Origin of the sequence: Sphingomonas sp. ID1715 (assembly GCF_013044515.1) — a bacterium.
In the GTDB taxonomy this organism is placed as follows: Bacteria; Pseudomonadota; Alphaproteobacteria; order Sphingomonadales; family Sphingomonadaceae; genus Sphingomonas_B.
The window spans coordinates 139,666-154,854 of record NZ_JABEPR010000006.1 but is presented as its reverse complement, the minus strand read 5'-3'; the positions used below and the strand labels follow the sequence as shown (position 1 = coordinate 154,854).

Annotated in this window: 10 protein-coding genes; 5 read left to right on the top strand and 5 right to left on the bottom strand. The window is 67.4% G+C overall.

Annotated features, from left to right (window positions below; translation table 11 throughout):
• Nucleotides 1–231: 231 nt before the first annotated feature.
• Nucleotides 232–3,855 carry a hydantoinase B/oxoprolinase family protein gene (locus tag HJG53_RS14590; RefSeq protein WP_171131820.1) on the top strand — a complete coding sequence of 1,208 codons (3,624 nt, stop codon included), beginning with the start codon at nt 232–234 and terminating at the stop codon, nt 3,853–3,855.
• Here HJG53_RS14590 and HJG53_RS14585 read toward each other — a convergent pair.
• A complete protein-coding gene (locus tag HJG53_RS14585; protein ID WP_171131818.1) occupies nt 3,831–4,586 on the bottom strand; it encodes an SDR family NAD(P)-dependent oxidoreductase in 756 nt (251 codons plus the stop codon). The genes HJG53_RS14590 and HJG53_RS14585 overlap by 25 nt on opposite strands.
• On the opposite strand from HJG53_RS14585, the gene HJG53_RS14580 reads away from it, so the two are divergent.
• A complete protein-coding gene (locus HJG53_RS14580) occupies nt 4,552–5,883 on the top strand; it encodes a TCR/Tet family MFS transporter (protein WP_368039592.1) in 1,332 nt (443 codons plus the stop codon). The two genes, HJG53_RS14585 and HJG53_RS14580, sit on opposite strands and share 35 nt — an antisense overlap.
• On the opposite strand, the gene HJG53_RS14575 is transcribed toward HJG53_RS14580, so the two are convergent.
• The 3 genes from HJG53_RS14575 to HJG53_RS14565 form a co-directional block, all read right to left on the bottom strand.
• A complete protein-coding gene (locus tag HJG53_RS14575; RefSeq protein WP_171131814.1) occupies nt 5,842–7,017 on the bottom strand; it encodes a glycosyltransferase in 1,176 nt (391 codons plus the stop codon). The genes HJG53_RS14580 and HJG53_RS14575 overlap by 42 nt on opposite strands.
• 6 nt (nt 7,018–7,023) lie before the next feature.
• Nucleotides 7,024–7,782: a molybdopterin-binding protein gene (locus tag HJG53_RS14570; RefSeq protein WP_171131813.1), complete on the bottom strand. Its 759-nt coding sequence runs from the start codon at nt 7,780–7,782 to the stop codon at nt 7,024–7,026.
• 105 nt (nt 7,783–7,887) lie between these two features.
• On the bottom strand, nt 7,888–8,121 hold the full coding sequence (locus tag HJG53_RS14565) for a hypothetical protein (RefSeq protein ID WP_171131811.1): 234 nt from the start codon (nt 8,119–8,121) through the stop codon (nt 7,888–7,890).
• Nucleotides 8,122–8,264: 143 nt separating this feature from the next.
• On the opposite strand from HJG53_RS14565, the gene map reads away from it, so the two are divergent.
• Nucleotides 8,265–9,086, top strand: a complete 822-nt coding sequence (map, locus tag HJG53_RS14560) for a type I methionyl aminopeptidase (protein WP_171131809.1) — start codon at nt 8,265–8,267, stop codon at nt 9,084–9,086.
• Here map and HJG53_RS14555 read toward each other — a convergent pair.
• Entirely contained in the window at nt 9,077–9,451 is a 375-nt protein-coding gene (locus tag HJG53_RS14555; RefSeq protein ID WP_171131807.1) for a hypothetical protein, read from the bottom strand. The genes map and HJG53_RS14555 overlap by 10 nt on opposite strands.
• Before the next feature lie 79 nt (nt 9,452–9,530).
• Between HJG53_RS14555 and HJG53_RS14550 the strand changes: the two genes are divergently transcribed.
• Nucleotides 9,531–11,642, top strand: a complete 2,112-nt coding sequence (locus HJG53_RS14550) for a PQQ-dependent dehydrogenase, methanol/ethanol family (protein ID WP_171131805.1) — start codon at nt 9,531–9,533, stop codon at nt 11,640–11,642.
• A gap of 152 nt (nt 11,643–11,794) precedes the next feature.
• Entirely contained in the window at nt 11,795–15,139 is a 3,345-nt protein-coding gene (locus HJG53_RS14545; protein ID WP_171131911.1) for an error-prone DNA polymerase, read from the top strand.
• The last annotated feature ends 50 nt before the right edge of the window (nt 15,140–15,189 follow it).

Here is a 15,189-nt window from a genome sequence, read left to right as displayed (position 1 = left end):
GCAAGGCGTCCAGCGCCGCCGCGATGGTCGCCATCCAGGCAAAGGCGTGGGTGTCCAGCTGGACTACGTCTCCATCTGCTGCGGGGTGGTCGGCAGCGCGGTCACGAGCAGCATCGAGGAAGCGTCGGACTTCGCCGATAAGAGATCCTTCGTTCGTCACTGCATGACGCTAGGGGACTGGCGGCCGTTCGCCACCTTGCTCCACCGGCGATGGAGGCTAGGGGAACAAGGATGACCGAAGCAGCCAAATGGCATTTCTGGATCGATCGCGGCGGCACCTTCACCGACATCGTCGCGTTGCGGCCCGATGGGCAGATCGTCACGCATAAGCTGCTCTCCGCCAATCCGGATCGATATCGCGACTCCGCGATCCAGGGCATTCGCGAGCTGCTGGGCGTCGACGCCGGAGCGCCGCTGCCTGCCGACCGGATCGGCAGCGTGAAGATGGGCACGACGGTCGCCACCAACGCCCTGCTGGAGCGGGCCGGCGAGCCGGTCGCGCTGGTCGTGACGCGCGGTTTCCGCGACATGCTGCGCATCGGCTACCAGAACCGTCCCAAGCTGTTCGACCGCAACATCGTGCTCCCCGATCGGCTGGAAAGCTGCGTGATCGAAGCCGATGAGCGGATCGATGCGCAGGGCGAGGTCCTTTCCCCTCTCGACGAGGCAAGGCTGCGCAGCGACTTGCAGGACGCGTTTGGCAAAGGTCTTCGCGCTGCCGCGATCGTGGTGATGCACGGCTATCGCTATCCGCAGCACGAGGAAGCGGCAGCCCGGATCGCGGAAGAGGTCGGCTTCACCCAGGTCTCGGTGAGCCACCGGGTCAGTCCGCTGATGAAGATCGTCAGCCGCGGCGACACGACGCTGGTCGACGCCTATCTCTCGCCGATCCTCGACCGCTATGTCGGTCAGGTGCGCGAGGCGCTCGGGCCGGAGGTGCCGCTCTCCTTCATGCAATCGAACGGCGGGCTCGCGCCGGCCGAGGCGTTCCGGGGCCGCGACGCCATCCTGTCCGGCCCGGCCGGCGGGATCGTCGGCATGGCGCGGACGAGCGAGGCGGCCGGCTTCGCCAAAGTGATCGGCTTCGACATGGGCGGCACCTCGACCGACGTGTCACATTATGCCGGCAGCTTCGAACGGACATTGGAGACGGTTGTCGCCGGCGTGCGGCTGCGCGTGCCCATGATGAGCATCGACACGATCGCGGCGGGGGGCGGCTCGATCTGCAGCTTCGACGGCGCGCGGATGCGAGTCGGGCCGGAAAGCGCCGGCGCCGATCCCGGGCCGGCCTGTTATCGACGCGGCGGCCCGCTCACCATCACCGACTGCAACGCCGCGCTCGGCAAGCTGCAGCCCGACGTCTTCCCGCATGTGTTCGGCGCGAACGGAGACGAACCGCTCGACATCGCTGCCGCACGCGCCCGGCTGGTCGAGATCGCCGAGGCTATGATCGCCGCCGGCCTGCCCGCCCGCACGCCGGAACAGATTGCGGAAGGCTTTCTCGCCATCGCTGTCGACAACATGGCCAATGCGATCAAGAAAATCTCGATCGCGCGCGGCCATGACCTTGCCGATTATGCGCTGGCCTGTTTCGGCGGCGCCGGCGGTCAGCACGCCTGCCTGGTCGCCGACGCGCTCGGCATGACCAGCATCGTCATCCATCCGCTGGCGGGCGTGCTGTCGGCCTATGGGATCGGCCTCGCCGACCAGCGCGTGCTCCGCACCCGCGCGGTCGAGGCGCGGCTCGACGAGGGGCTGCTCGGCTCGCTCAATGCGAGCTTCGGCGCATTGGAAGCGGAATGCCTAGCCGGCATTGCCAGCGACGGCTTCGACCTCGCCGGGCGCCGCTTCGAGCATCGGCTGAGCGTCCGCTATGAAGGTACCGATACGGCGTTGGACGTCGCTCCCGGAGATGCGGCGACGGTCAGGGAGCGTTTCGAGGCGCTCTACCGGCAGCGCTTCGCCTTCACCTCACCGGGCACGCCGCTGATCGTCGAAAGCATGACCGCCGAACTGATCGTGCCCGCGACCGTCGCGCATGGCAGTCTCGGCACCGAATCACGCGATGCCGAGGCAGCCATCGTTCCGGCCTTCGTGTCCGGGGAATGGCGCGAAGCGCGACTGCTGGCGCGCGAAGCCCTTGCTCTCAACGAACCTCTGGCAGGTCCGGCAATCCTCCATGATGCGAGCGCGACGACCGTCGTCGAGCCGGGCTGGAGCGTCACCCGGACCCAAGCCGGTGACCTGATCCTCAGCCGGACCGGAAGCGGACGATCGCACGAGGAAGCCAGCGACCTGGCCGCTCCCGACCCGGTGCGGCTCGAAATCTTCAACAACCTGTTCATGGCCATTGCCGAGCAGATGGGTCAGGCGCTGCAGAACACGGCGCTGTCGGTCAACATCAAGGAACGGCTCGATTTCTCCTGCGCGCTGTTTGATGCCGAAGGCCGGCTCGTCGCCAATGCGCCGCACATGCCGGTGCATCTCGGATCGATGGGCGACAGCGTCCGCGCGATGCGCGAAAAGGCGCAGGCGAGCGCACGCGGGCTGAGGCGCGGCGACGTCTATCTGATCAACAATCCCTATGACGGCGGCACGCACCTGCCCGACCTGACCGTGGTGATGCCGGTATTCGGCGAGGGTGACGCGCCCGACTTCTATGTCGCCGCTCGTGGCCATCATGCCGATATCGGCGGCCGCACGCCCGGCTCAATGCCGCCCGACAGCCACACGTTGGACGAAGAAGGCGTGCTGTTCGACTCGCTGCTGGTGGTCGAGGACGGCACCTTGCTCGAAGCCGAGTTCCGCGCCGCCTTGGCGTCCGGCCCGTGGCCGGCGCGCGATCCGGATCGCAATGTCGGCGACCTCCGCGCCCAGATCGCGGCCTGTGCCCGCGGCGCAGCCGAACTCGATCGCATCGTCGCCCAATATGGCCGCCCGACCGTCGTCGCCTATATGCGCCACGTCCAGGAAAATGCCGCCGAGGCCGTGCGGCAGGTGCTCGACCGGCTGCCCGATCGCAGTTTCGAATATGAGATGGACAATGGCGCGGTCGTGCGGGTCGCCATTACGGTCGATCGAACCGCCCGGCGGGCGCGCGTCGATTTCACCGGCACCAGCGAGCAGCTGCCGTCCAATTTCAACGCGCCGCCGTCCATCTCCCGCGCGGCAGTGCTCTACGTGATGCGGACGCTGGTCGACGACGCCATCCCGATGAACGATGGCTGCCTGGAGCCGATCGACATCGTGATCCCCGACGGCTCGATGCTGAAGCCGCGCCATCCTGCCGCCGTCGTTGCCGGCAATGTCGAGACCAGCCAGGTGATCACCGATGCCGTCTATGGCGCGACCGGAGCGCTGGCAGCGGCGCAGGGCACGATGAACAACTTCACCTTCGGCAATGCGCGCCACCAATATTATGAGACGATCTGCGGCGGTGCCGGTGCGGGCCCGGACTTCGACGGCGCCTCGGCCGTGCACACGCACATGACCAACTCACGGCTGACCGACCCGGAAGTGCTTGAATGGCGCTTCCCGGTGCTGCTCGAAAGCTTCGCGGTTCGGCACGGCTCCGGCGGTGCTGGACGGCAGCGCGGCGGGGATGGCGTCGTGCGCCGCATCCGCTTTCGTGAGCCGATGACTGCCGCCATCCTCTCCAACCGCCGCCGTGTCCCGCCCTTCGGCCTGGAAGGCGGCGGGCCCGGTGCCTGCGGCCGGAACAGCGTCGAGCGGGCGGACGGCTCCGTCGAGGAGATCGGCGCAGCGCAGGCCGTGGAGGTGGCCGCCGGCGACGTGTTCGTGATCGAGACGCCGGGTGGTGGCGGCTTCGGTCAGCCCCGAGGCGGCATCGTGTAGTTGAGGCCCAGCCGCCCGCCGTCCGGGTAGATGGTTTGGCCGGTCAGATAGCTGCTCTCGTCCGTTGCGAGGAACAGCGCGATCGAGGCGACCTCCTCCGGCGCGCCTGTCCGCCCCAGGGGCGTGCGACTGAGGACGCGTTCCTCGGCCGCCTTGTCGCTCATAATGCCCCGCGCCAAGTCGGTGAGGATGGTGCCCGGACCGATCGCATTCACCCGGATGCCGCGCGGCGCCAGCGCCAGCGCCGTGACGTTGGTCAGCTGCTTGAGCGCGCCCTTCGAAACGACATAGGGAATCTGGTTGGGGATCGCGAGCACGGCATTGACGGACGACATGTTGATGATCGCACCACCCTCGCCCATCAGCCGCGCCGCGCGCTGCGTTCCGAACAGCGCCGCCTTCAGGTTGATCGCGAGAACGCGGTCGAAATCGTCTTCGGTGAGTTCGTCGAGCGTCGCCGCGTGCGTTACCCCCGCATTGTTGACGAGAATGTCGAGCCCGCCCCAATCCTGGTCCACCCGGGCGAAGATCGCGTCGAGCCCGGCCGAGCCGCACAGGTCCGCTACGACCCAACGCTGACCGAGCCGCGCCGCCACCGCCTCAAGCTCCGCCGCCGCGATATCCGCGAGCAGCAACTCGGCACCCTCCGCCGCGAAGCGTTCCGCGATCGCGCGCCCGATTCCATTCGCCGCGCCGGTGATCACCGCGCGCTTGCCGTCCAGTCTTGCCATTCAACGCCTCCTGACGCGCTCGCTTGTCTCCCTCGCGCGCGCTCGGCAAGAGGGACGCGGGGGTATGCCGATGTCCAGGCGCAAGCCGCTCTTCTTCATCCTTGCGACGATCTTCATCGATTCAATCGGCTTCGGGCTGATCATGCCGGTACTGCCGCGATTGCTGATGAAGGTCGGCGGACTCGATCTGGCACAGGCGATCGAACTCGGCGCCTGGATGGGGCTGGCGATCGCGGTCACCACCTTTTTCGGGGCGCCCATTCTCGGCAATCTGTCGGACCGGTTCGGCCGACGCCCCGTCCTGCTGATCGCGCTAGGCGGTCTCGCCATCGACTATCTGCTGCTGGCCATCGCGAACACCATTCCCCTGATCTTTCTCGGCCGCTTGCTCTCCGGCGCGTTCGGGGGCAGCTATGCGCCGGCCCAGGCGGCGATCGCCGACACGACTCCGCCCGACCAACGCGCCCGCACCTTCGGCTATGTGAGCGCCGCGTTCGGCGTCGGCTTCGTGGCGGGACCGGCGATCGGCGGCCTGCTCGGCGAACTGGGGGAGCGTGCGCCCTTCTACGCGGCCTCGGCGCTGGCCGCGCTCAACTTCCTCTACGGGCTGACGCTCTTCCCGGAGACGCTCGCCCAGGACAAGCGCCGCGCGTTCGACTGGCGCCGCGCAAACCCGCTCGGCGCGGTCGCCGCGGCCCGCGCTGTGTCGGGCATGTGGGGCGCGGTGGTGGTGCTGACGCTCTGGCAGACCGCGAGCATGGTCTATCCGATGACGTGGAGCTTCTACGTCATCGCCAACTTCGGTTGGTCCAACGCCATGATCGGCGCGAGCCTGGCCGCCGTGGGCGTGGTGATCGCCCTGTCCCAGACCCTCCTGACCGGCCCCGCGGTGCAGCGCTTCGGCGAACGCGACGCGGCGACGATCGGCCTGATCGCCGCCATCACCGGCTTCATCGCCTATGCCTTCGCGCAGAGCAGCTGGCAGGCCTTTGCGATCATGATCGCGATCGCCGTGCAGTCGCTGGTGCAGCCGAGCCTGATGGCGATGCTGTCCCGCCGTGCCACCCCGGAGACCCAAGGCGAAGTGCAGGGCATCGCCAGCATGAGCATGGGCGTCGGCAACATCGTCGCGCCGCTGGTGCTGACCCGCGTGATGGCGGAGTTCACCGGGGCGGATGCGCCGATCCACTTCCCCGGCGCCGCATTCCTTGTCGCCGCGCTACTCGGGCTCGCGGCGCTGGTCCTGCTCCGTCGCCTACCGCGCGCCGACCAGGTCCAGCAGGGCTTCGACCGCTAAAGCTTCCTGCGTCGGGGCCAGCCGTGCGCGAAAGCCGGGCGCGAGCTCCCGGGCACGACGCTGGAAGCTGTCATTCTGGTAGAGCTGGCGAAGGGACGTCGCGAACGCGTCCGCCTGGATCGATCCGGTATGGACATGGCCGCCCAGCTGCATGCGCGTGACCGCCTGGCCCGTCAGTCCCTTTTCCAGATCATGGTGCATGACCACGACGGGCAACCCGGAGGCGAGCGCGCTGCTGACGAAGCCCAGGCCTCCCGAGGTCATCGCCAGGCGCGAGCGGGCGGCGATGCGCTCGAACGGCACCGGCTGCACCTCCACCTTAAAGCCGAGCCGCACCATTTCCGCGCGCTGTGCCGGGGTCGAGCTGGGCGCGTAGACGCGCACCGGCAGACCCGACCTGACCAGCCCGTCCCACAAAGGTCCGGCGCGGAGCAACGTCGCATCGGCGTAGAGGAAGATTTCCTCCCCTTCGGCCGTCTCGCCCAGCGGATGCGACACGGACGGCGCGACGACCGGCTCTTGGCGCCACGGCGCATAGGGGTCGAGTTCGGTGAACGTGCCGGCGAGCACTCGATCGGCGCCGAAGATGGCGGGCAGCCGGTCGAGCGTCGGCACGCCCATCTGCGCAAGTCCCTTGTTCACCTGCTCCAGCAAGGGCGCTTCGGCATAAACGGGCGGCTTGCCGGTCAGGCTGGGGAACTGTTCGAGCTGGGGCGGAATCGTGTCGAAGCCCAAGCCAACGGCAACCACCGGCACCGAACCCCGGACTGCACAAAGCAGCGCCGGCGCGAAGTCCGCGGCGACGGCATCCGGCTTCACCGCGGCCATCAGCGCCTGCCATCCCGCGATCAGGGCCGGCAGCGCGTCCGGGTTCTCGAGCGCGACGCGATAGAGAATGTCGCCCATGGTGTTGGGCAAGTCGCCGCCCACGGCACCGACATTGGCGAGGAGGCGCGGCCATAGCGGGGCCTGCCAGAGCGTGACGCCGGCCGGCCAATCGAAGCTGAGATCGAGCCGTTGCGACGCGACGGCGACCTCATGCCCCCGCTCGACCAGCCCGCGCGCCATTTCCGCCAGCCGCACCAGATGGCCGCGATTCGCCCCCAGCTCCCAGCCCAGCAGAAACCGCGCCATGAACGCTCAGATGCCGCCATCGACCGGTGCGCGGCCGGCATCGATCAGCCGCGCGCGAAGGTCTCCCAGGCACGCCGCAAGCGAGTTCGCGTCGGTCGACCGTATGACGAAGTTCGCGCCCACCTTGCCTTCGCGGAAAAAGGGGTAGCTGCCGATCTGACAGCCTTCATGCGCCTTTTCGGTCGCACGCAGGAGGTCCGCCACTTCGCTTTCCGCCACCCAGCAGCCGAGCGTCTCCGACAGCAATGGCCGGCCGCCCTCCAGCGTGCCGGCGAGCGCGTCGAGCATCATCGCGGTGATGTGCGGCACGCCCGCCATGATGAAGATATTCTGCCAGCGGATGCCGGGCGCGCCCGACATGCGGTTTTCGATCAGGTCGGCGCCTTCGGGCACGCGCGCCATGCGCAGCCGCGCCTCGCTCACCCCACCGCGCGTCTCGTAATAGCGCTCCAGCATCTGGCGCGCGCGGGGATGCACCACCACCGCAACGCCCAGCGCGGCGGCGATTGCGTCGACGGTGATATCGTCGTGAGTCGGACCGATGCCGCCGGTGGTGAAGAGATAATCGTTGCGGGACCTGAGCGCGTTCACCGCCTCGACGATCGCCGCTTCGGTGTCGCCGACCACCCGCACTTCGGCCAGGCGGATACCCTGCAGGTTCAGCCACAAGGCGATCTGCGCGATGTTCCGGTCTTGCGTCCGCCCGGACAATATCTCGTCGCCAATGATGACGAGCCCCGCGGTCCAGATGCGTTCGGCAACCATTCGCCGGCTCTAACCCCGCCGCCACGCGGTGCAAGCATTCAGAGGCGCAAAAGAAAAGGGCGCCGGCATCGCTGCCGGCGCCCCGTCCTGTTTTGCAAGCCGCGATCAGTTGCTGGCGGGATCGTCGTCGTCGAACACGACGAACACGGCCAGGGCCACCACGGCTGCGACGGCAAGGCCGATCAGCACGAGGTTTCCGCCGAGCTGATTGCCGTTCTCGACCTGGGCAGAGGAGCGCGCCGCGCTCGTCAGCGAGAGTTTGGATGCGCTCGTCTGAGCCATCGCCGGCGCGGCGGCCATGCTCAGCGCGGCAGCAAGTGCGATCAAGCTACGCTTCATGATTCTACTCCCTTCGCGACCCGCGTGGGTGGTGCGGATCGGAGCCAGCATAGCCCGGCGTTTCGCAAGCGCATCAAAAATCTGGCACTTCGCCCATAATGGAGACATTTGGTTCCTTCGGTGCGACGGCTTATATGAGCGCCATGACCAGCTATATCGACGCCGACTCCGCCTCGACGCGCACCAACGCGATCAAGCTGCACGGACCCGAGGGATTCGACGGCATGCGCAAGGCCGGGCGCCTCGCGGCCGAAATCCTCGACGCCATCGTGCCGCACATGGTCCCAGGGGTCGAGACGCAGGCGATCGACGCCATCATCCGCGAGCATATGCTGCGCGCGGGCGCCGTACCGGCCACGCTCGGCTATCGCGGCTACACCCATTCCAGCTGCATCTCGATCAACCATGTCGTCTGTCACGGCATTCCGTCCGACCGAACGTTGAAGGATGGCGACATCGTCAATGTCGATGTGACTCCGCTGCTCGACGGCTGGCACGGCGACACCAGCCGCATGTACCTGATCGGCGATGTGCCGGTGAAGGCGAAGCGGCTGGTCGACGTCACCTATGAGGCGATGATGCGCGGCATCGAACAGGCAAAGCCGGGCAATCGGATGGGCGACATCGCGCATGCGATCCAGAGCTTCGCCGAGAAGCACCGCTATGGCGTGGTGCGCGATTTTTGTGGCCACGGCCTCGGCCGCCTGTTCCACGACGCGCCGGAGGTGGTGCATGCCGGCCGCCCGGGCACGGGACCGGAACTCAAGCCGGGCATGTTTTTCACGATCGAGCCGATGATCAATATCGGCCGGCCCGACTGCAAGGTGCTGGAGGACGGCTGGACCGCGGTGACCCGCGACCGCTCGCTATCCGCCCAGTTCGAGCATTCGGTCGGCATCACCGAAACCGGCTGCGAGATTTTCACGAAAAGCCCGACCGACCGCGACAAGCCGCCTTACGCCTGAGGGTGTCGGCCGATCATCAACGCGACCACGGCCAACGAATAGAAGACCAGTCCTCGCCTGACCTCTGGCAGCAATGCGGCCGGGGGCAGCGCGAGGAGCTTGTGCATGGCGAGCGTCACCGCCAATCCGGCCGCCGCGCAAAGCATCGCGATCGGCAGGTGCGCGAGCGGCAAGGCCGGCCAGGGGACTTTCGGCGGCTGCAAGGCGTATGTCGCGCGGCGGGCGAAGGGCAGGATCAGGAGCAGTCCCGGCCAGCGGGCCAGCCCCCACTCGCCTAACGCCACCAGCAGATAGCCGAGTCCCGACAGCGCCAGCGCAAGCAGGATCACTGCCTCCCTGCCCTGCCGCGGATCGTCACTCTTCACCAGCCGAGCCATTCGAAAAGCCGTGGCAAAACGCAACCTGTTGTCGCACAGTGCCGACAAATAGAGCGTGGAGAGGTGGATGCGGGCGATGGTGGCGGCGGCGCTGGTGCTGGGCGCGGCGGCTTATGCGAAGACGGGCGAAAAGGTGGACGGCGCCTATCTGACCAAGGGCGGCGACGGCAGCGACTGGCCGGCGATCGGCCGCGACTATCGCGAGCAGAGGTTCAGCCCGCTGACCCAAGTCACGTCCGGCAATGTCAATCAGCTCGGCATCGCCTGGTTCGCCGACCTGCCGGACGCGCGTGGCCTCGAGGCGACGCCGGTGATGGTGGATGGCGTGCTTTATGTGACCGGTCCCTGGTCCAAGGTCTTCGCCTTCGACGCGGTCAGCGGCAAGCCGCTGTGGAGCTACGATCCCAAGGTCGATGGGCAAAAGGGCGTGCAGAGCTGCTGCGATGTGGTCAATCGCGGCGTCGCGGTGTGGAAGGGCAAGCTCTATCTGGGCGCACTGGACGGCCGGCTGATCGCGCTCGATGCCGCGACCGGCAAGGAGCTGTGGAGCGTCCAGACCACCGACACCACGCGCCCCTATACCATCACCGGCGCGCCGCGCGTCGTGAAGGACATGGTCGTGATCGGCAATGGCGGCGCCGAGTTCGGCGTGCGCGGCTATGTCACCGCCTATGACGCTGCCACGGGCAAAAAGCGCTGGCGCTTCTACACCGTGCCGAACGCTCAAGGTCAGCCGGATGGCGAAGCCTCCGATCCGATCATGGCGAAGGTGGCGGCGACCTGGAGCAAGGACGGGCAGTGGAAGTCGTCCGGCGGCGGCGGCACCGTCTGGGATGCGATTGTCTACGATCCCGAGCTGGACCAGCTCTATCTCGGCGTCGGCAACGGTTCCCCTTGGAACCATGGCATCCGCAGCGGCGGCGAAGGCGACAACTGGTTCCTGTCGTCGGTCGTTGCGCTCGATCCGAACACCGGCGCATATAAATGGCATTACCAGGAAACGCCGGGCGAGAGCTGGGACTATACCGCGACGCAGCCTATCCTGCTGGCGGACATGGGCGGCCGTAAGGTGATGTACCACGCGCCCAAGAACGGCTTCTTCTTCGTCATCGACCGGACGACGGGCAAGCCGATCTCGGCCGACATGTTCACCGAGGTGAACTGGGCGACTGGCTATGATCCGAACAGCTGGCGGCCGATCGAAAATCCTGACGCCCGCTTCTACAAGACCGGCAAACCGTGGATCGGTGCGCCGGCGCCGATCGGCGCCCATAGCTGGCAGCCGATGAGCTATTCGCCGGCGACCGGGCTCGTCTATCTGCCGGTCAATGATATCGGCTTCGGCTTCATCCCGCCGCTGGTCGCGGAGGATGCGCAGAGGAAGGCGCTCGGCTTCAACGTGGCGGCGAATATGGGCGAAGGCGCGCTGCCGCCCGATCCCGGCTTCATCAAGGCAGCGATCGCCGCCACGAAGGGCTCGCTGGTCGCCTGGGACCCGGCCGCGCGCAAGGCGCGCTGGCGGGTCGAATATCCGACGCCCTGGAATGGCGGCACGTTGGCGACCGCCGGCAACCTCGTGTTCCAGGGCACCGCGCTCGGCGAGTTCCGCGCCTATGCGGCGGATAGCGGCAAGCAGCTCTGGGCGCTGCCGGTCCAGTCGGGCGTGATGGCGGCCCCGTCCAGCTATGCGATCAAGGGCGTGCAATATGTCGCCTTCACCACCAGCCGCGGCGGCGCCTGGGACTTGACGTCCGGCTATGCCGGCCTGCCCGCCAAGAAGGTGCCGAGCATTCCGCGGCTGATCGTGCTGAAGCTGGGCGGCAAGGGCCGGCTGCCCGCCGCGCCCGAACAGACGGCGATGCGGCTCGATCCCCGCGCCGCCACCGCGCCGTCGGCCCAGGTCGCCCAAGGCAAGGCGCTGTTCGGCCGCTATTGCTCGGTCTGCCACGGCGCCAATGCAGTCAGCGGCGGCGTCACGCCCGATCTACGCTATTCACCGGTGCTGGCGGATGCGGCGACCTGGAAGGGGGTGGTCATCGATGGCGTGCTGCACGAACGCGGCATGGTCAGCTTCAAGCCGGTGATGGACGAGGTGGGGGCCGAAGCGGTGCGCGCCTATGTGATCGGCGAGGCCAACTGGGCCAAGACGAACGACAGCAAGATCATGGGCAGCCGCTAGGCTTCCTTCGCTCGTCCTGAGCGAAGCGCGGAGCGCATAGTCGAAGGGCCCGGGTGCAGATGCTCTTCGACTCGGCCTGCAGCCTCCGCTCAGGACGAGCGGCAAGTTAGCTATAACCAGAACAAAACGTGTACAATGGCGCCCGACTCGCCATGTACACCGAACTGAACGTCACCACCCATTTCAGCTTCTTGCGCGGGGCATCGTCGTGTGACGAGCTGTTCGCGGCGGCGGCCTTGCTCGGCTACAAGGCGCTTGGCATCACCGATCACAACAGCATCGGCGGGCTGGTCCGGGCGCTGATTGCAGCCGATGCGACCGGCATTCGCGCGATCAATGGCTGCCGGCTCGATCTGATGGACGGCAACGCCCTGCTCGTCTGGCCCGAAGATCGGGCCGGCTGGTCGAGCCTCACGCGCCTGCTCACCGCCGGCAAGCTGCGCGCGGATCCCGCCAAGGGGGAAAAGGGCCAGTGCTTCCTCCATTGGGAGGATGTCGAGGCCCATGCCGATGGCCTGGTCGCCGCACTGATCACCAACCAGCCCGATGATGCGGCGCGGATCGCCATGGGCCAGATCGCGGACCTGTTCGGGGACCGCGGGCATGTCGCACTTGCCCATCACCGCCGGCCCGGCGACCCGATCAGGCTGCACCGGCTTGCCGCGATGGGGCGCTCCTTCGGCCTGAAGCCGCTCGCGACCGGCAATGTGCTCTACCATTCGCCCGACCGCCGGCTGCTGCAGGATGTGATGACGGCGATCCGCAACAAATGCACCATCGACGAACTGGGCTTCCGCCGCGAGCGCCATGCCGACCGGCATCTCAAAGGGCCCGAGGAGATGGCGCGGCTGTTCCGCAGCCACCCCGACGCGATCCGTGCCAGTGCCGAGATCGCCGAACGCTGCACCTTCTCGCTGCGCGAGCTCAGCTATCAATATCCCGAAGAAGTGGTGATGTCCGGCCGCAGCCCGCAGCAGGCGCTGGAAAGGCTCACCTGGACAGCGCTGCAGGCGCGCTTTCCCGAGGGCGTGCCCGACGCCTATTCAAAGCTGCTCACGCACGAACTGCGGCTGGTCGGGCAGCTCGACTACGCCCCCTATTTCCTGACCGTGAACTCGATCGTCGGCTATGCCCGCAGCCAGGGCATCATGTGCCAGGGCCGGGGCTCCGCCGCCAACTCGATGATCTGCTTCGTGCTCGGCATCACCTCGATCGATCCGGTGCACCACAAATTGCTGTTCGAGCGCTTCATCTCGGGCGAGCGCCGCGAACCGCCCGACATCGACGTCGATTTCGAGCACGAGCAGCGCGAGGAGGTGATCCAGTGGATCTACCGCACCTATGGCCATGAACATGCGGCGCTCACCGCCGTGGTCAGCCGGTTCCGCGCGCGCGGCGCCGTGCGCGAAGTCGGCAAGGCATTGGGCCTGCCCGAAGACCTGACCGGTGCGCTGGCCGGCCAGGTCTGGGGCTGGTCGCAGGAAGGCGTCGGCGAAAAGCATGTCGAGCAGCTCAATCTCGACACCAGCGACCCGCGCATCCGGCTGACCCTCGACCTCTCGCGGGAGTTGATCGGCACGCCGCGCCATCTGAGCCAGCATCCGGGCGGCTTCGTGCTGACCCGCGATCGGCTGGATTCGCTGCTCACCGTCGAACGCGCCGCCATGCCCAATCGCTGGGTGATCGGCTGGGAGAAGGAGGATATCGAGGAACTGAAGTTCATGAAGGTCGACGTGCTCGGCCTCGGCATGCTCGGCTGCATGCGCCGGGCGTTCGACCTGCTGAAGGCGCATAAGGGCATCGCCCTCGATCTCGCCTCGCCCGAGATGCAGGAGGACGATCCCGAAGTTTACCGGATGATCCAGCGCGCCGACACTTTGGGCGTGTTCCAGATCGAAAGCCGCGCGCAGATGTCGATGCTGCCGCGGATGAAGCCGAAGGAGTTCTACGATCTCGTCATCGAAGTCGCGATCGTCCGGCCGGGGCCGATCCAGGGCGACATGGTCCACCCCTATCTCCGCCGCCGCGAAGGCAAGGAGCCGGCCATCTACCCGTCCGACGAGTTGCGGGAGGTGCTGGAAAAGACGCTCGGCGTGCCGCTGTTCCAGGAACAGGCGATGAAAGTGGCGATCGTCGGCGCCGGCTTCACGCCGGCCGAAGCGGACGCGCTGCGCCGGTCGATGGCGACGTTCAAATTCACTGGCGGGGTCAGCCATTTCCGCGACAAGCTGGTCAACGGCATGATCGCCAAGGGCTACAGCCCCGAATTCGCCGACCGCACCTTCCGCCAGATCGAAGGGTTCGGCAGCTATGGCTTTCCCGAAAGCCACGCCGCCAGCTTCGCCAAGATCGCCTACGCATCGAGCTGGATGAAGTGCCACCATCCCGACATCTTCTGCGCCGCCCTGCTCAACGCCCAGCCAATGGGCTTCTACGCGCCCGCCCAGATCGTCCGCGACGCCCGCGCCCATGGGGTGAAGGTGCTGCCCCCGGACGTAAATGACAGCGGGTGGGATACGGTGGTCCTATCGGAAGAATACGCCCAACCCCGTTCGCTTCGAGCGCAGTCGAGAAGCGTAAGCTCCAGAACCCAGGGTTTCTCGACTTCGCTCGAAACGAACGGAGAAGCAGACAGGCTCTGGCCGTTAAGACTCGGCCTCCGCGTCGTGCGCGGGCTGGCGGCAGACCATGGCGCGGCGATCATCGCGGCGCGGGGCGACCGGCCCTATGCCAGCATCGAGGAGGTCTGGCGCCGTTCCCGCGTGCCCGTCGCCGCGCTGGAACGCCTGGCGGAAGCGGACGCGTTCGCCGGTCTTGGCGTCGACCGGCGCCAGGCGCTCTGGCAGGTGCGCGGGCTGGGGCACACCGAGCTGCCGCTCTTCGCCGCCGTCGAGACGCGCGAGGAGCCGGTCGCGCTCCGGCCGATGACCGCGGGCCGCGAAGTGGTCGAGGATTACCGCTCCACCCAGTTGTCGCTTCGCGCCCACCCGCTTTCCTTCCTGCGGCCCGAGCTCAAGCGGCGCGGCATGGTCGCCTGCGCCGATCTCGACCGCGTGCGCGACGGCCGTCGCGTCGAACTGGCCGGCATCATCCTCGTCCGCCAGAAGCCGGGCAGCGCCAAGGGCGTGCTGTTCATCACCATCGAGGACGAAACGGGCGTCGCCAACCTGATCGTCTGGCCGGACCGCTTCGAGGCGCAGCGGCGGACGATCATGTCGTCGGCGATGATCTCGGTCGTCGGCAAGGTGCAGAAGGAAGGCCAGGTCATCCACATCATCACGGAGACGGTCGCCGACGAAACGGCGCTGCTGCGCTCGGTCGGCGAGATGGACTTCCCGCACCGTCCCGGCCCCGGCGACGGCGCCACCCATGGCGGCTCACCGGATCGCGGCGAAGCCGGCTGGGAAAAGCGCGTCCGTGACAGCTACCACAAGCCGTTCCGCACCGGCGCCGACCCGGAAGATGTGATCAAGGTGAAGACGCGGGATTTCCATTGATCCTGCTCACCCACGCTCGTCCCGAGCGAAGTCGAGGGGCGTTCCTCCGG

Bases quoted from the DNA above. Each gene is read 5' to 3' on its own strand.
- HJG53_RS14570 (WP_171131813.1), bottom strand. From the start codon at position 7,782: ATGGTTGCCGAACGCATCTGGACCGCGGGGCTCGTCATCATTGGCGAC.
- HJG53_RS14550 (WP_171131805.1), top strand. From the start codon at position 9,531: ATGCGGGCGATGGTGGCGGCGGCGCTGGTGCTGGGCGCGGCGGCTTAT.
- HJG53_RS14585 (WP_171131818.1), bottom strand. From the start codon at position 4,586: ATGGCAAGACTGGACGGCAAGCGCGCGGTGATCACCGGCGCGGCGAAT.
- HJG53_RS14565 (WP_171131811.1), bottom strand. From the start codon at position 8,121: ATGAAGCGTAGCTTGATCGCACTTGCTGCCGCGCTGAGCATGGCCGCC.
- map (WP_171131809.1), top strand. From the start codon at position 8,265: ATGACCAGCTATATCGACGCCGACTCCGCCTCGACGCGCACCAACGCG.
- HJG53_RS14545 (WP_171131911.1), top strand. From the start codon at position 11,795: ATGTACACCGAACTGAACGTCACCACCCATTTCAGCTTCTTGCGCGGG.
- HJG53_RS14575 (WP_171131814.1), bottom strand. From the start codon at position 7,017: ATGGCGCGGTTTCTGCTGGGCTGGGAGCTGGGGGCGAATCGCGGCCAT.
- HJG53_RS14590 (WP_171131820.1), top strand. From the start codon at position 232: ATGACCGAAGCAGCCAAATGGCATTTCTGGATCGATCGCGGCGGCACC.